Raw genomic sequence first — 13,286 nt, 5'->3', positions numbered from 1 at the left:
TAGGCAAATATGCTTTTGCCGCAAGTGCGAAAGATTGCTGTTCCAATTCCTTTCAGGCGCCGTTCAATGCCGACGGATGGAGCGGGCCACCGTCTTGCCGATTTCGCGTGCCGTGCTGCGCGCGGCATCATTGGCGGCAGAGGCGCGATAGGCGGCTTCGCGGCGCACCTTGCGCGCGGCATCATGCGCCTTGTCGCCCACATCCTCGGCCAGATCGGCCCCCGCGCGGCCCGCGTCCTTTGCGCCCTGAATGGCCTGCGCGGCAAAGGCAACGGCCATTTCACCGGCCAGCGCGGCGAGACCGGCTGCCTTGGTGCCGGCATAGACGCCCGCACGGCGGGTGGGGGAATTGCGGAAGAGTGCGGAGACCAGCACACCCAACGCCAGACCTCCCGCAACCGTTGCCACCGGATGGCGCCGGGCAAAGCTGGTGAACTGATCCTTGGCTTCAGTGGCCTTTTCGGCCAGCACGGCGACGAGATTTTCCCCGTCCGTTTCCGCCTGCCGTGCCTGTGCGGCGGTAATGCGTTCCTTGATCTGCTGGCGTTTGTCTTCGCTCATGGCTGCTGCTCCACATGGCCGCCGGCATTATCCGGGGGCGTGTCATGTTCTGAAACGGTGGAATCGGGCGCGTGTTCCGTCAGCCCGTCCCATAATCCGCGCATGGCCTCGGCCAGCGTATCGCGAAACAGCCATGCGGCGAGCGCGGCGGCGGCGAGGGCGGCATACGCGCCCGCCCTGGCCTTGTCCTCGCGCACAAGATCGAGTGCCCCTTCACCCATAATCCGCAGGTAATCGGTGCCTGCCTCCGCCGTGCGCGAGGCAAGGCCCTGCACCTGCACGCCATCCTTGAGGCGGGCGATATCAGCCTCCACCACCGCGCGCGCGGCATCGCGCATGGCGCGGTCTTCGATCAGGCGAAGTTTCAAGGGAGACATTGGCTATACCTGTTCCTCGTCATCGCGCACGGCGCCAATGGCCTCACCCCAGGCACGCGAGGCAGCGCGCACACACAGGAACGCGCCCAGTCCAAGCCCGCCTGCAACGATTGCCGTGGCACCCCAGGCGGTGACATAGGGCGTGAGCGCGATGACCAGACCCACGGTCAGCCCGATCAGCGCGAACAGCCCCAGCACGCCTGCGGCCACACCCATGGCGAGCGAGCGCTTGAGGCAAGCGATCACAAAGCTGATGCGCGTCTTCTGGTAAACCAGTTCGGCATCCGCCCAATTGCGGGCGTCGGCTATCAGCGCCTCGATATCGTCAATCAGTGTGCCGGCAGGCGGCGGAGGCGGCGGAGGGGCATCTCCACCGCCGCCGCCCGCACCTGCATCTGCCGATTGAACCGGCGGCCCCTCTACCGGATCGGTCAAGGCCGTTTACCGGCGAAACAGGCGCGACAGCAAATAGCCTGCGACCACCGCGATCCCCAGCGACTTGCCGGGGTTCTGGCGGACAAATTCGCGCGCATCCTCGCCCAGTTCCTCCACGCTCTTGGCGTTGAGTTTTTCGGCCGTGGTCTGGAGCGAACGCGAAGCATTGCGCGCATAATCGCCGTATTTCTGGCCCAGCTTTTCATCGATGACGGGGGCGTTTTCTTCCACCACGCGGCTCAGGCCAACCAGTGCTTCGCCGGCCTTGGCCTTGCCTTCAACGGCAAGTTCGGCGGCCTTGCTGCGCGCTTCGCCAGCCCAATCCTCGCCCTTGGCGCGGGCATCGCCGGCATAGGCGGCGGCGCGCGTCTTGGCGGTGTCCGTCAGCGTGGCGGCGCGGGCCTTCGCCTCACCCGTCAGCGCGGCGGCACCTGCCTTGGCTTCTTCCACCGCAGCGGTGAAGCGCGACCGGGCTTCTTCCACGCCGGCGGTGGGTGCAGCGGAGGCCGCAGCCTTGGCGGTGCGCGGCTTGGTGCTGCGCGGCTTGGCGGTGGCGGGCTTGGGTGTATCCTGAGCCATCAATGCTTCCCCTTTGTAAAATCCGGCAAACCATCATCAAGCCGGTCATGTGAATGGCCAACGCGGCTTGCGCCTGTCCGTTCCCCGGAATAGGGGTTCCGCACACAGCCGGTATCGCATTCGATATCGGGGCCGTTTTGCCATATTGCAACCGCGCGCGCCACACCCGCCCGCAGATTGCGCATCAGGACAGGAAACGCATCATGACTGCCATCATCGATATTCACGGCCGCGAAATCCTCGACAGCCGAGGCAACCCCACGGTTGAAGTGGACGTGTTGCTGGAGGACGGCAGCTTTGGCCGCGCCGCCGTGCCTTCGGGTGCCAGCACCGGCGCGCACGAGGCGGTGGAACTGCGCGACGGGGACAAGACGCGCTACATGGGCAAGGGCGTGCTGCAGGCCGTCGAAGCCGTGAACGGCCCGATCAGCGATGCGCTGCTGGGCCTCGATGCCGAGGATCAGCGCGATATCGACGCGATCATGATCGAACTGGATGGCAGCGCGAACAAGAGCAATCTGGGCGCGAACGCCATTCTGGGCACCTCGCTGGCGGTGGCAAAGGCGGCGGCCAATGCGCGCGGCCTGCCGCTCTATTCCTATATTGGCGGCGTATCCGCCCATGTCCTGCCGGTGCCGATGATGAACATCATCAATGGCGGGGAGCACGCGGACAACCCGATCGACATCCAGGAATTCATGATCATGCCGCTGGGCGCAGACAGCCTGGCCGAAGCCGTGCGCTGGGGCGCGGAAGTGTTCCACACGCTGAAGAAGGGCCTGTCGCAGAAGGGCCTGTCCACATCTGTGGGCGATGAAGGCGGCTTTGCCCCCAACCTTGCCAGCACGCGCGATGCGCTGGATTTCATCATGGCGAGCATTGAACAGGCAGGCTTCAAGCCGGGCGAGGACATCGCGCTGGCGCTCGATTGTGCGAGCACCGAATTTTTCAGCGATGGCCGCTACGACATGGCGGGCGAGGGGACGTCGCTCAGCCCGTCCGAAATGGCCGATTACCTGGCCGATCTGTGCAAGGCCTATCCGATCCGATCGATCGAGGATGGGATGGCCGAGGACGATTTCGAAGGCTGGAAACTGCTGACCGACAGGATTGGCAGCAGTGTGCAATTGGTGGGCGATGACCTGTTCGTCACCAATCCGCGCCGCCTTGCCATGGGGATCGACAAGGGACTGGCCAATTCGCTGCTGGTGAAGGTCAACCAGATCGGCTCGCTGTCCGAAACGCTGCAGGCGGTGGAGATTGCGCACCGCGCCGGTTACACCAGCGTGATGAGCCATCGTTCGGGCGAGACCGAGGATGCCACCATTGCCGATCTGGCGGTGGCCACCAATTGCGGGCAGATCAAAACCGGCAGCCTTGCCCGGTCGGACCGGCTTGCCAAATATAACCAGCTCATCCGTATCGAGGAGGAACTGGGCGACAGCGCTGTCTATGCCGGACGCGCGTGTTTTGGCCGCTTGAAGTAAGGGTTCGGGCGCGGGGTGGGGGCTAACCCTCCCGCGCCATTTCCTTCTCGACCTCGGCCTCGATCCGGGGCTGAACAGCCTCCATCATTTCCATGACCCGGCGATTCTTGGGGCTGAGCAGATATTGCCACACGCCCCACAGATTGATGCACAGAAGAACCGCGTTCATCGCGGCAATCGGCATGGCGCCCGAGGTGAGGCCGGATACGATCCATGTCACCGATACAGCGCAGAACAGGATAAAGCCCCAGCCGGTGGCGCGGCGACCGCGATCCGCGGCAATCAAGCCAGCGGCAAGCATCGTGCCGATGGCGGCGATCCATTCGAGGGGCCCGTTCATTCTCGCATAAAGGATGGGGGCGCTGCGGGTTCCCGGCGCAGGGGCTTTGCGAATATTTCCTACAGGAAACCGCATCCCGGCATCACATCGATCACATTATAATGTGATTTGCGTTGGATTTTGTTGGCTTTCACGGGCCGGATTATGTGGGCCTGTTTGGCGCTTCTGAGCATGGTTTTGGCCCCGCCGATGGGTCGGCCTGTCACCGCGTGTCGCTTTGGGTGCCTTTGTGTCGCGCTCAGTCCGGTGGTTGGCCCGCTGCCGTCAGCTGCGCCAATTGCTCCGCGCTGAGCTTGAGCGTCAGCGCTTCGAACTGAATGTCGAGCTGTTCGGGCTTGCTGGCGCTGGCAATAGGGGCAGCGATGCCGGGCTGGGCGAGGAGCCAGGCCAGCGCCACCGCACCGTGGCTGGCGCCGGTTTCGGCCACGACTTCGTCCAGCACCGGCAGCACTTTCAGCCCCCGCTCGAAAAAGCGTTCGATCGAGGAGCCACGGTTGTGCTTTTCGAGATCCGCGCGGCTGCGGTATTTGCCGGTCAGAAACCCGGCGGCAAGGCCAAACCACGGAAAATGCAGGATATCCTGCTCGGCGCAGAGCATCTGCAAATCGGCCGGAAACGCCTCCCGGCAGACCAGATTATATTCGTTCTGCAGAACGGTGAAGCGCGTATGCCCGCCGTTGTCCGCGGCTGCGTTGAGCGAGGCAAGGCGGGATGCATCGTAATTCGACGCGCCCAGTTCGCGCACTTTACCGGCCTTCACCAGCGCATCAAAACCGGCAGCAACTTCGGGCTGCGGCGTCTCTTCTTCATCGCGGTGCGCGTAATACAGGTCAACGTAATCGGTGCGCAGCCGCACCAGCGATTTGTCCAGTTCCTCCGCCACTTTGGCCGGGGCCAGATCGCCCGGCTTGCCGAACATTCCGGTCTTGGTGGCAATCTTCATTTCGGAACGAATGCCGCGCGATTCCAGCCACTTGCCAATCACTGCCTCGCTTTCGCCCCCGACATGGCCGGGTACCCAGACCGAATAGCCCTGGGCGGTATCCACCATCCGCCCGCCCGCCTCGTAAAAGCGGTCAAGCACGGCGAAACTGGCATCCAGATCGGCGGTGAAGCCAAAGACATTGCCGCCCAGAACCAGCGGGATTCCGCCTTGCGAGGGGTGAAGGGTCATGCGTATCTCTCTCCGATAGCCAGCAGCGCCATCGCCGCTTCGGCTGCGACTGCCCCCTTATTGCCCTGTTTCGGATCGGCGCGGTAGATTGCCTGCGCCTCGTTTTCGGTCGTCAGGATGCCGTTGCCCACGGCAATTCCGTCCATCGTCAGCGCCATGATGCCGCGCGCGCTTTCGCCCGCCACGATTTCAAAGTGATAGGTCTCGCCCCGGATCACCACGCCCAGCGCAACAAAGCCGTCGTAATAATTGGCCGCCGCCGCAATCGCGCCGGGGACTTCCAGCGCGCCGGGCACGGTCAGCACCTCAACACTGTGTCCCGCCGCCACCAGCGCGGTGCGCGCCCCTTCGATCAGCATATCGTTCAAATGGGCGTAGAAACGCGCCTCAACTATCAGAAATCGGGCCATTTTGGGAAATCCTTACTTGGCAATCGGCTGTTCGCCGACAATCGAAAGGCCATAGCCTTCAAGGCCGACGAGCGAGTGGCGGGTATTGGTAAGCAGCACCATGTCGCGCACGCCCAGCTCGGCAAGAATCTGCGCGCCCACGCCGTAATCGCGCTGTTCGGTGGGTTCGTCGCTTGCATTTTCGAGCGGGGGAGGGCCGCCTTTCTGGCTGTGGATCGCGCGGCTGACATAATCGTCGGTCGGCCGGTTGATCAGCACGACCACGCCCGCACCTTCTTCGGCAATCGCGCGCATCGCCCCTTCGAGCAGGCCGTGCCGTTCTGTGTCCTGCGCGAAGATATCGTCGAACAGCGAGAGCGCGTGCATCCGCACCAGCGTGGGGCGGGCGGGGTCGATATGGCCCTTGACCAGCGCCATCGTTTCGCTGCGGGTCGCCTTGTTCCAGAAGCTGATCGCGCGCCATTCGCCGCCCCAGTGGCTGCGGAAACGCGTTTCGGCGCGCTGTTCCAGCAGGTGATCGTGCTGGCGGCGGTAAGCGATAAGATCGCGGATCGTGCCGATTTTCAGGCCATGGCGGCGGCCGAAGCGGATCAGATCGTCGAGGCGGGCCATCGTGCCGTCCTCGTTCATGATTTCACAGATCACACCGCTGGGGTTGAGGCCGGCAAGGCGGGAGATGTCCACCGCCGCTTCGGTATGGCCGGCGCGCACCAGCACGCCGCCTTCGCGTGCGACCAGCGGGAAGACATGGCCGGGAGTGACGATATCGTCCGGGCCCTTGCTGGCGTCGATGGCGACCGAAATGGTGCGCGCCCGGTCGGCGGCGCTGATGCCCGTGGTCACGCCCTCGCGCGCCTCGATCGCCACAGTGAAAGCGGTTTCGTGGCGTGTGCGGTTCTTGCGGCTCATCAGGTCGAGGCCCAGCGTGTCCACACGCTGCCGGGTGAGCGCGAGGCAGATCAGGCCGCGGCCATGCGTCGCCATGAAATTGATCGCGTCGGGGGTGGCCATCTGGGCCGGGATGACAAGATCGCCTTCGTTTTCGCGGTCCTCGTCATCCACCAGAATGAACATACGGCCGTTGCGCGCCTCCTCGATGATTTCCTCTATCCCGACAAGCACGGGGGTGTCGTCGTTATCGTCAAGAAAGCGTTCCAGCTTGCTCAATGTGTCCGCCGTGGGATTCCAGCTGGGCAGCGTGCAATCGCGCAGCGAATTGACATGGAGCCCCGCCGCCCGCGCCAGCCCCGCACGGGTCATTTTCCCGCTTTCGACAACCTCGCGCACCCTGAAAACAGTTGTATCATCCATGCGCGTCGGTCTATCACATTAAAATGTGATCGCAAGCAAATAGCTTCACATTTACGCCTTTGCGTCATTCCCGCTTGCGCCGCGCGCAGGGCTTGCGCATGGAGTTCACAGGGAGGCGCAGTGACCGATTCAATGCCCGAACACGAAGGCTTGCTGGACGATTTCCGCAAGGCCATGCGCCATGTCGCGGCCACCGTCTATGCCGTGACCACGCGGCATGGGGGGCGATCCTATGGGATTCTCGCCACCGCGGTCAGCTCGCTCAGCTTCGATCCCCCCTCGCTGCTCGTGTGCATCAACCGCAGCGCCTCGCTCCATGCCCCCTTGCTCGCGGAGGGGCGCTTTTGCGTGAACGTGCTTGGCCTTGGCAACCGTGATGTGGCGGAGCACTTCATGACGCCATCGGCGGCAGATCGCTTCACCGTGGGGGATTGGGAGATGGCCGATGGCGTGCCGGTGCTCGCCAGCGCGCAATCGAGCCTCGTCTGCCAGCTTGTGCACGCGCATGATTTCGGCACGCACAGCATCTTTATCGGGGAATTGACGGCCGCCAAGCACCGGCAGGATGCCACGCCGCTGACCTATTTCGACCGGCAATATATCGACATCAGCGAGGCGCCCGGCCGATAAAGGGGCGGCACTAATCGCCCATCGGCTGATCGCGCCGCATCAACAGATGGGCGGCGGCCGAGGGGAGCGACTGCCCCGCCAACCCGGTTGCAATCTCGCGCGCGATCAGGCGCGCCCGTTCGGCATTGGGCGGATAGACCCGGCTGCGCAGCAGGCCTGTGCCCAGAACCTGCGCGGCCGTATCCTGCCAGAAAGCAGGGGCAATTGCGGGATCAAACCCGGCATTGGCGAGAAGATGCGCGGAGAGCAGATCGGCCTCGACCTCGGCCTGCCGGGTGAGTCGGCGGCTGCGCCCGAATTCGGCCGCCAATCCCTCGGCAACGCCCGCTTCGCGCAGGCGCCGTTGATGTTCCAGCACCGCATGGGCGAGCTCGTGCGCGAAAAGCACCGCCAGGCCCGACTCGTCCAGCCTTGCGGCCAGCGCGTGGCTGATCTGGATCACGCGCCCGTCCGAACGGGCGGTGTTGCCGCTATCCGCCAGCACTTCCACCAGAACGCGGCATCCGTGCGGCGCATTCATGCCGACGCGGTGCTGCACCCCGTCGCGCCGCACGTCCAGCGTGACTGCGCCCGACACCTGCGCCAGATGCTCGAACACCTCGTCCCGCAAGGGAAAGCCGGGGCGGCGTGGCAGGCGATCAACCGGCATACCGCCGATAGCGATCAGGCCATCGCCCGGCCGCAGCCCCGCCTGTTCCGCGGCAGAGCCCGGCAGGACCTGCGCCACGCTGGCCGCGCCGTTGACGAACCACCCACCCGCTTCCTGCCCGTACTGATCGGCGCTGTGGATGATCATGCCGGTCAGCGGCATGGTATGGCGGCACAAATGCGCATTGGCACCCATCAGGCGTTCGGCCAGAGAGGCAAGGCGCAGATCCTGTTCCCACAGGCTGGCTGAACTCTGCGCCCCTGCCGGACTTGCGAGCATCAGCAGGTGGCAGACGAGAAGGGACAAAACCGCACGCAGCATTGCACCGCTTGTGAACCGCCACGCCGGGCGGATCAAGCGCACCGGCTGTTTTTGAAGCCTTAGCAATTCTGCGCTAGGGGCAGGGCGAGCCGCCGATTGGGCCGTCAGCAGGAGTATCCATGCGTTATCTGGTTACCGGAGTTGCGGGCTTTATTGGTTCGGCGGTGGCGGACAGCCTGTTGGCGCGTGGCGACAGCGTGCTGGGGATAGATAGCCTCAACGATTACTATCCCGTATCGCTGAAAACGGATCGCCTCGCGCGGGTGGCGCAAAGCGCAGGCGATCGGTTCGTGTTCAAGCAGGTGGATTTTTCCGACCATATCGCGCTGGCCAATGCGCTGCATGGCGAGGCTTTCGATGCCATCGTGCATCTGGGCGCGCAGCCGGGCGTGCGCTATTCGATCGACCACCCGCGCGCCTATATCGCCGCCAATATCGCCGGGCATCTCAACCTGCTGGAAATCGCGCGCGAGCGGCACATCGCCCATATGGTCTATGCCAGCTCCAGCTCGGTTTATGGCGGGGCGAAGAAGGTGCCGTTTGCGGTCGATGACCGGGTCGATCACCCGATGTCGCTCTATGCCGCCACCAAGAAGGCGGACGAATTGATGAGCGAGACCTACGCGCATCTCTACCGCCTGCGGCTCACGGGCTTGCGCTTTTTCACCGTTTACGGCCCGTGGGGGCGGCCCGACATGATGGTGTGGAGCTTCACGCACAGGATACTGACAGGGCAGCCGATACCGGTCTTCAACCATGGCGAGGTCTGGCGCGATTTCACCTATATCGACGATATCGTGGCGGGCGTGGTGGCGGCGCTGGATCATCCCCCGGCGGATGACGGCGCGCCAAAACCCGGTGGCAGCGTGGCCCCGCACACGATCTACAATATCGGCAACCATCAGTGCGAAAAGCTGACCGATGTGATCGCGGTGCTGGAAAAGGCGTGCGGCCGTGAGGCCCTTGTCGAGATGCTGCCGATGCAGCCGGGCGATGTGCCGCGCACCTTTGCCGATATCTCCGCGATCAGCCGCGATCTGGGCTACCGGCCCACCACCTCGGTTGATGTGGGCGTGCCGCGCTTTGTCGAATGGTATCGCGGCTATGCAGGGCTTTAGAGGCCCAGCGTTTCGCGGCTGACTTCGCCCCAGTTGCGCGCACCCAGCATGGCCATGGTGCGCCGCGTCTCCTCTGCCAGCAATTCGAGCGCGCGGGCGACCCCGGCTTCGCCCGCTGCCGCCAGACCATAGAGCGCGGCGCGCCCCACCATCACCGCATCCGCGCCCAGCGCGCGCGCTTTCACGATATCGCTGCCCCTGCGCACCCCGCTGTCGAGGAAGATGGTGAGCTTGCCGCCCACTGCCTCGACAATGCCGGGCAGGGCATCGATCGCGGCGATCGCGCCATCGAGCGCGCGCGCGCCGTGGTTGGAAACAACGATGCCATCCACCCCCAGCGCCAATGCGCGCCGCGCATCATCGGGGTGCAGGATGCCCTTCAGCACCAGCTTGCCCGGCCACAGGTCGCGCAGATGGCGCAAGGCGTCCTCGTCCAGATCGTCCTGCTTGAAATGCGCGCCCGGTTTTGCCCCGCGCGCGACCGAATGTTTGAGATGCGCGGGCAGGTTGGCCTGTGTGGGCAGGCGGCCATCCTCCAGCAAATAGCGCCCCAGCACGCCCGCCAGCCAGCGCGGATGCAACAGCATATCGGGCACATTGCGGCGGTTGGCCTTGATCGGCATCCCATAGCCGTTGCGGTGCAGATATTCGCGGTTGGGGATCACCGGCAGGTCGAGCGTCACGAACAGCGCCCCGCATCCCAGCAAATGCGCGCGGCGCACCACCTCGTAGGACAGTTCCTTGTCGCGCCAGAGGTAAAGCTGGAACCACTGCGTGCCCCCGGCGGGCACGATATCCTCGATATCCATGGTGCCCGCGCTGGAAATGGTGAAGGGCACGCCTGCCGCCGCGGCAGCGCGCGCCAGATGCGCATCGCCCTTGTGCCAGATCAGCCCCGCCGCGCCGGTGGGGGCGATGGCGAGGGGGAGCGGAACCGGCTGGCCGAAGATGGTGGCGCTGGTGTCGATCGCGTCCACCCGCCGCATCACGCGCGGCACGAAGGTGAGCGCGTCGAGCGCGGCACGGTTGCGCGCCATGCCGTGCTCGTCCTCCACCCCGCGCTCAAGATATTCCCAGATCCCGCGCGGCAACCGCGCCTGCGCCTTGTCGCGCAGGTCGGCAATGTTCCAGCAGTCCAGAATCGCGCCCACCGCCGTTTGACGTCAGCCGCGGCCCAGGAAGGGCAGCTTGTTCTGCACCATCAGTGCTTCGTAGAAATTGAGGTGGTCGGGCATATCGCACATATGGATGATGATGCCCGCTGCTTCTTCGGGCGTGGCGGCGAAATTTTCGGGCAGCTTCACCGATCCCGGCATGATCTCGGTGGCGACGATGCCGGGGTGGAAGATCGATACGGCGATATTGTGATCGCGCCCATCCAGCGCCAGCGCATGGGTGAGGCCCGCCAGGCCGAACTTGCTGGCGGTATAGCTGGGGCATTCATTCCGCGGCACCTTGGCCGAGATCGAACCGACATTGACGATGCGCCCATGCCCGCCGCGCTTGAAGATCGGCCAGGCGTGCTTGCAGCACAGGAAGGCGCTGGTGAGATTGGTGGCGATCACCGTGTTCCAGTGATCGAGGCTGGCCTGATCGACCGGCGTATTCTCGGCAATCCCGGCATTGTTGATGAGCACATCCACCGTGCCGAACCGTTCCACCGCTGCCGCGAACAGGTTCTCGACCGCCGCCTCGTCGGTCACATCGGTGGCAACGGCCAGCGCTTCGCCGCCCATCCCTTCGATCTCAGCGACCAGATCGGCCAGCCGGTCAACCCGGCGCGCGGCCAGCACGACCTTGGCACCCTTTGCCACGAAGCCCAGCGCGCAGGCCCTGCCGATGCCTGAACTGGCACCGGTAACCACGGCCACGCGGCCTTTCAGAATGCTCATGGCCCAAACTTTCCCCTTGTGCCGCTTGTATGACCGCGTGCTTAGCGGGGTGGGCGAGGCAGGGGAACCGGGATTTTGGCCCGTCAGCGGATCTGCGCTGTGAAGCTGACCGTGAAGCTGCGCGGCGTGCCGGTGGATGCGGCCATCGATCCCTTGGGATTGATGCAGATGAAGCGCACCGCCGGATCGTAGGCTGCCATCGGCGTATATGTGCAGGCGGCAAAGCTGGTGGGCTGTGTCGCTGCGTTGGAGTAGCGCACATCATTTGCCGCGTTGAAGGTAAGGTTCGAGGTGGGCGAGCCTTGCGTGAAAGTGGGCGCGGCTGCTGTGCCCACGCGCAGATTGGCTGGCAGGGCATCGATCACCAGCACCGAATTGTTGTCCACAGGCAGATTGCCCGAATTCTGCACCAGCAAGCTGTAACGCACCAGCGCGCCGGGAATATGAAACGGCACCGTGGTGCCGTTCACCGGGTCAGACAGCAGGGTGGAGCTTTTCGTCACCGACAGCGTCGCATTATTGCCGCGCCGCGTATTCGTGATGGTGCAGCGGATGATGTCGCCGAACTGCGGCGTGATCGTGGCGGTTGCCGTGGTTGGCAGCGGCGTGGTCGAACCGCTCCAGGCATTGGTGCAGCTCATCGTCGCGGTGTATTGGTCAAGCGCGGTCGCACCCGCGCCCAGCTCATACAGCGTGTAGGCGGTGCCGGGTGTCACCTGCGTCAGCGCAGTGGAGCCGGTCGTGACCGTGGCGCCTGTGCCCGTGGTTGTGGTCGTCGCCACCACTGTGCTGCCCTGATCGATCCGCATGATGAACTGGTCGGTTGCAAATCGCCGCCCTGACGTGGCGAGCGCCTTGCTGAGTTGCAGATGCGGGCGCGGCACGCTGGTGAACACGCAACTCACATTGTCGCCGAATTGCAGTGCGCCGAGGTTGAAATTCACCGTTTCCACATTGGTGGGCAGGATCGTGGACGAACTGACCGCATTTGTGCAGGTCAGCAGCGTGCGGTATTGACCCTGCGCGCTCACGCTGCCGCTTGCCATGTTCTGCACCAGGCGCAGCGGCAGGGCGGAACTGCTCGACAGGGCGGCGGCGGCAAAGGGGCCAAGCCCGGTGCCCGATGTGGTGCCTGATGCGAGCACCGCGCCATTGCTGGCCGCGCCAATGTCGAAGGTGAACTGGTCTGCCGCGTCGATGCGTGTGGCCGTAATCTGCTGCGTCAACCTGATCGAGGCGAAGCGGACCGCGAACATCATGCCCTGCAGGCCCGAACCGACCATTGTGGCCGTCACCGAAGTGGGAGTGCTCGATCCGAAGATATGCGCCCCCACCGTTCCGCCCACGCCGGTAACGGTGGCGGTGCTTGTGTTCACCCCGCTGACCGTGGGGTAAGTCGACCCGCTGACCGGGCCAACGAGATCGAGCAATTGCCACGCCCCGCCATTGGTGGTGATTTGGATCGATTCCCCGCCGTTCGAGCTTTCGCCGTCGCCCACCACGAACATATAGGATGTGATCGCTTGCGATCCGGAGGGCGGGGTGAGGACGATATTGCTGAAGGTGACCGTGGTGGTCCCCGATGCGGTCTGGTAGAATATGGGCCGCCCGCCAATGCCCAGAAACGCGGTGTTGCCCACCGCTGCACCGGTCCATGATGGTGACACTGCCGCACCCGCTGCCGCGCCCGATACGCGCAGGGTAAAGGTCATCACCGTGCCATCGGGCAGGGTGTAGCTCATGTTCTGGCCCGATGTGCTGCGGGCAGCCGTGTTGTTGTAATTGGTGAGGTCGAGCCAGCAATAGGTCTGCCAATTGGCCGGCCCGGTTGGCCCTTGCGAGGTGGCGTATTGGCAATTCTGCGCCTGCGCCGGATTGGACAGTATCCCGCCCGCCATCACGGCAAAGATCAGCGCCATCAGGCGCGCGGCAAATCCGGTTTTCCATCCAGGCCCAAACACGGGGCGAGCCTTAGGCAGAATCCCTTTGCACATGGTTAATG

At 64.3% G+C, this 13,286-nt stretch carries 16 protein-coding genes; 3 read left to right on the top strand and 13 right to left on the bottom strand.

Features of this window, described 5'->3' with window-relative positions:
- Positions 1 to 63: 63 nt before the first annotated feature.
- Genes WFP44_RS04095 through WFP44_RS04075 form a run of 5 tightly spaced genes read right to left on the bottom strand, consistent with a single transcriptional unit; the run spans position 64 to position 2,179 of the window.
- A complete protein-coding gene (locus WFP44_RS04095; RefSeq protein ID WP_336925102.1) occupies positions 64 to 561 on the bottom strand; it encodes a hypothetical protein in 498 nt (165 codons plus the stop codon).
- Positions 558 to 938 carry a hypothetical protein gene (locus WFP44_RS04090; protein ID WP_336925101.1) on the bottom strand — a complete coding sequence of 127 codons (381 nt, stop codon included), beginning with the start codon at positions 936 to 938 and terminating at the stop codon, positions 558 to 560. Before WFP44_RS04090 ends, WFP44_RS04095 begins: the two co-directional genes overlap by 4 nt.
- Before the next feature lie 3 nt (positions 939 to 941).
- Positions 942 to 1,373, bottom strand: a complete 432-nt coding sequence (locus WFP44_RS04085) for a phage holin family protein (RefSeq protein ID WP_336925100.1) — start codon at positions 1,371 to 1,373, stop codon at positions 942 to 944.
- Between the two features lie 6 nt (positions 1,374 to 1,379).
- Positions 1,380 to 1,952 carry a hypothetical protein gene (locus tag WFP44_RS04080; RefSeq protein ID WP_336925099.1) on the bottom strand — a complete coding sequence of 191 codons (573 nt, stop codon included), beginning with the start codon at positions 1,950 to 1,952 and terminating at the stop codon, positions 1,380 to 1,382.
- Positions 1,952 to 2,179, bottom strand: a complete 228-nt coding sequence (locus tag WFP44_RS04075) for a hypothetical protein (protein ID WP_336925097.1) — start codon at positions 2,177 to 2,179, stop codon at positions 1,952 to 1,954. Before WFP44_RS04075 ends, WFP44_RS04080 begins: the two co-directional genes overlap by 1 nt.
- On the opposite strand from WFP44_RS04075, the gene eno reads away from it, so the two are divergent.
- The gene (gene eno / locus WFP44_RS04070) at positions 2,156 to 3,439 is read left to right on the top strand and encodes a phosphopyruvate hydratase (RefSeq protein WP_336925096.1); all 1,284 of its coding nucleotides are present in this window, start codon (positions 2,156 to 2,158) and stop codon (positions 3,437 to 3,439) included. The genes WFP44_RS04075 and eno overlap by 24 nt on opposite strands.
- 22 nt (positions 3,440 to 3,461) lie before the next feature.
- Here eno and WFP44_RS04065 read toward each other — a convergent pair whose 3' ends face one another.
- The 4 genes from WFP44_RS04065 to ribB all read right to left on the bottom strand — a co-directional run bounded on the left by WFP44_RS04065 (position 3,462) and on the right by ribB (position 6,674).
- Entirely contained in the window at positions 3,462 to 3,779 is a 318-nt protein-coding gene (locus WFP44_RS04065; protein WP_336925095.1) for a hypothetical protein, read from the bottom strand.
- A 238-nt stretch (positions 3,780 to 4,017) separates the two neighbouring features.
- Positions 4,018 to 4,953 carry an aldo/keto reductase gene (locus WFP44_RS04060; protein ID WP_336925093.1) on the bottom strand — a complete coding sequence of 312 codons (936 nt, stop codon included), beginning with the start codon at positions 4,951 to 4,953 and terminating at the stop codon, positions 4,018 to 4,020.
- Positions 4,950 to 5,363: a 6,7-dimethyl-8-ribityllumazine synthase gene (ribH, locus tag WFP44_RS04055; RefSeq protein WP_336925091.1), complete on the bottom strand. Its 414-nt coding sequence runs from the start codon at positions 5,361 to 5,363 to the stop codon at positions 4,950 to 4,952. The genes WFP44_RS04060 and ribH overlap by 4 nt, the downstream gene beginning before the upstream one ends.
- 12 nt (positions 5,364 to 5,375) lie before the next feature.
- Positions 5,376 to 6,674 carry a 3,4-dihydroxy-2-butanone-4-phosphate synthase gene (gene ribB / locus WFP44_RS04050; protein ID WP_336925090.1) on the bottom strand — a complete coding sequence of 433 codons (1,299 nt, stop codon included), beginning with the start codon at positions 6,672 to 6,674 and terminating at the stop codon, positions 5,376 to 5,378.
- 120 nt (positions 6,675 to 6,794) lie between these two features.
- Here ribB and WFP44_RS04045 point away from each other — a divergent pair, with 120 nt between their 5' ends.
- Positions 6,795 to 7,304, top strand: coding sequence for a flavin reductase family protein (locus tag WFP44_RS04045; RefSeq protein ID WP_336925089.1), 510 nt, complete (start codon positions 6,795 to 6,797; stop codon positions 7,302 to 7,304).
- Between the two features lie 10 nt (positions 7,305 to 7,314).
- Here WFP44_RS04045 and WFP44_RS04040 read toward each other — a convergent pair whose 3' ends face one another.
- Positions 7,315 to 8,274, bottom strand: a complete 960-nt coding sequence (locus tag WFP44_RS04040) for a PDZ domain-containing protein (protein WP_336925088.1) — start codon at positions 8,272 to 8,274, stop codon at positions 7,315 to 7,317.
- 119 nt (positions 8,275 to 8,393) lie between these two features.
- On the opposite strand from WFP44_RS04040, the gene WFP44_RS04035 reads away from it, so the two are divergent.
- On the top strand, positions 8,394 to 9,392 hold the full coding sequence (locus WFP44_RS04035) for an NAD-dependent epimerase/dehydratase family protein (RefSeq protein ID WP_336925087.1): 999 nt from the start codon (positions 8,394 to 8,396) through the stop codon (positions 9,390 to 9,392).
- Here WFP44_RS04035 and WFP44_RS04030 read toward each other — a convergent pair.
- The 3 genes from WFP44_RS04030 to WFP44_RS04020 all read right to left on the bottom strand — a co-directional run bounded on the left by WFP44_RS04030 (position 9,389) and on the right by WFP44_RS04020 (position 13,245).
- Complete coding sequence (locus WFP44_RS04030; protein WP_336925086.1) at positions 9,389 to 10,543, bottom strand: alpha-hydroxy acid oxidase; 1,155 nt, start codon at positions 10,541 to 10,543, stop codon at positions 9,389 to 9,391. The two genes, WFP44_RS04035 and WFP44_RS04030, sit on opposite strands and share 4 nt — an antisense overlap.
- Before the next feature lie 12 nt (positions 10,544 to 10,555).
- The gene (locus WFP44_RS04025) at positions 10,556 to 11,284 is read right to left on the bottom strand and encodes an SDR family oxidoreductase (RefSeq protein ID WP_336925085.1); all 729 of its coding nucleotides are present in this window, start codon (positions 11,282 to 11,284) and stop codon (positions 10,556 to 10,558) included.
- An 83-nt stretch (positions 11,285 to 11,367) separates the two neighbouring features.
- Positions 11,368 to 13,245, bottom strand: coding sequence for a CshA/CshB family fibrillar adhesin-related protein (locus WFP44_RS04020; protein ID WP_336925084.1), 1,878 nt, complete (start codon positions 13,243 to 13,245; stop codon positions 11,368 to 11,370).
- Positions 13,246 to 13,286 lie beyond the last annotated feature (41 nt).

Source organism: Alteraurantiacibacter palmitatis (assembly GCF_037154115.1).
In the GTDB taxonomy this organism is placed as follows: Bacteria; Pseudomonadota; Alphaproteobacteria; order Sphingomonadales; family Sphingomonadaceae; genus Alteraurantiacibacter; species Alteraurantiacibacter palmitatis.
Note: the sequence above shows the minus strand (reverse complement) of the source record. Positions and strands in the feature narration are given on the sequence as shown.

Coding starts and splice junctions, on each gene's coding strand:
- WFP44_RS04095 (WP_336925102.1), bottom strand. CDS start 561: ATGAGCGAAGACAAACGCCAGCAGATCAAGGAACGCATTACCGCCGCA.
- WFP44_RS04090 (WP_336925101.1), bottom strand. CDS start 938: ATGTCTCCCTTGAAACTTCGCCTGATCGAAGACCGCGCCATGCGCGAT.
- WFP44_RS04080 (WP_336925099.1), bottom strand. CDS start 1,952: ATGGCTCAGGATACACCCAAGCCCGCCACCGCCAAGCCGCGCAGCACC.
- eno (WP_336925096.1), top strand. CDS start 2,156: ATGACTGCCATCATCGATATTCACGGCCGCGAAATCCTCGACAGCCGA.
- WFP44_RS04065 (WP_336925095.1), bottom strand. CDS start 3,779: ATGAACGGGCCCCTCGAATGGATCGCCGCCATCGGCACGATGCTTGCC.
- WFP44_RS04060 (WP_336925093.1), bottom strand. CDS start 4,953: ATGACCCTTCACCCCTCGCAAGGCGGAATCCCGCTGGTTCTGGGCGGC.
- ribH (WP_336925091.1), bottom strand. CDS start 5,363: ATGGCCCGATTTCTGATAGTTGAGGCGCGTTTCTACGCCCATTTGAAC.
- ribB (WP_336925090.1), bottom strand. CDS start 6,674: ATGGATGATACAACTGTTTTCAGGGTGCGCGAGGTTGTCGAAAGCGGG.
- WFP44_RS04040 (WP_336925088.1), bottom strand. CDS start 8,274: ATGCTGCGTGCGGTTTTGTCCCTTCTCGTCTGCCACCTGCTGATGCTC.
- WFP44_RS04035 (WP_336925087.1), top strand. CDS start 8,394: ATGCGTTATCTGGTTACCGGAGTTGCGGGCTTTATTGGTTCGGCGGTG.
- WFP44_RS04025 (WP_336925085.1), bottom strand. CDS start 11,284: ATGAGCATTCTGAAAGGCCGCGTGGCCGTGGTTACCGGTGCCAGTTCA.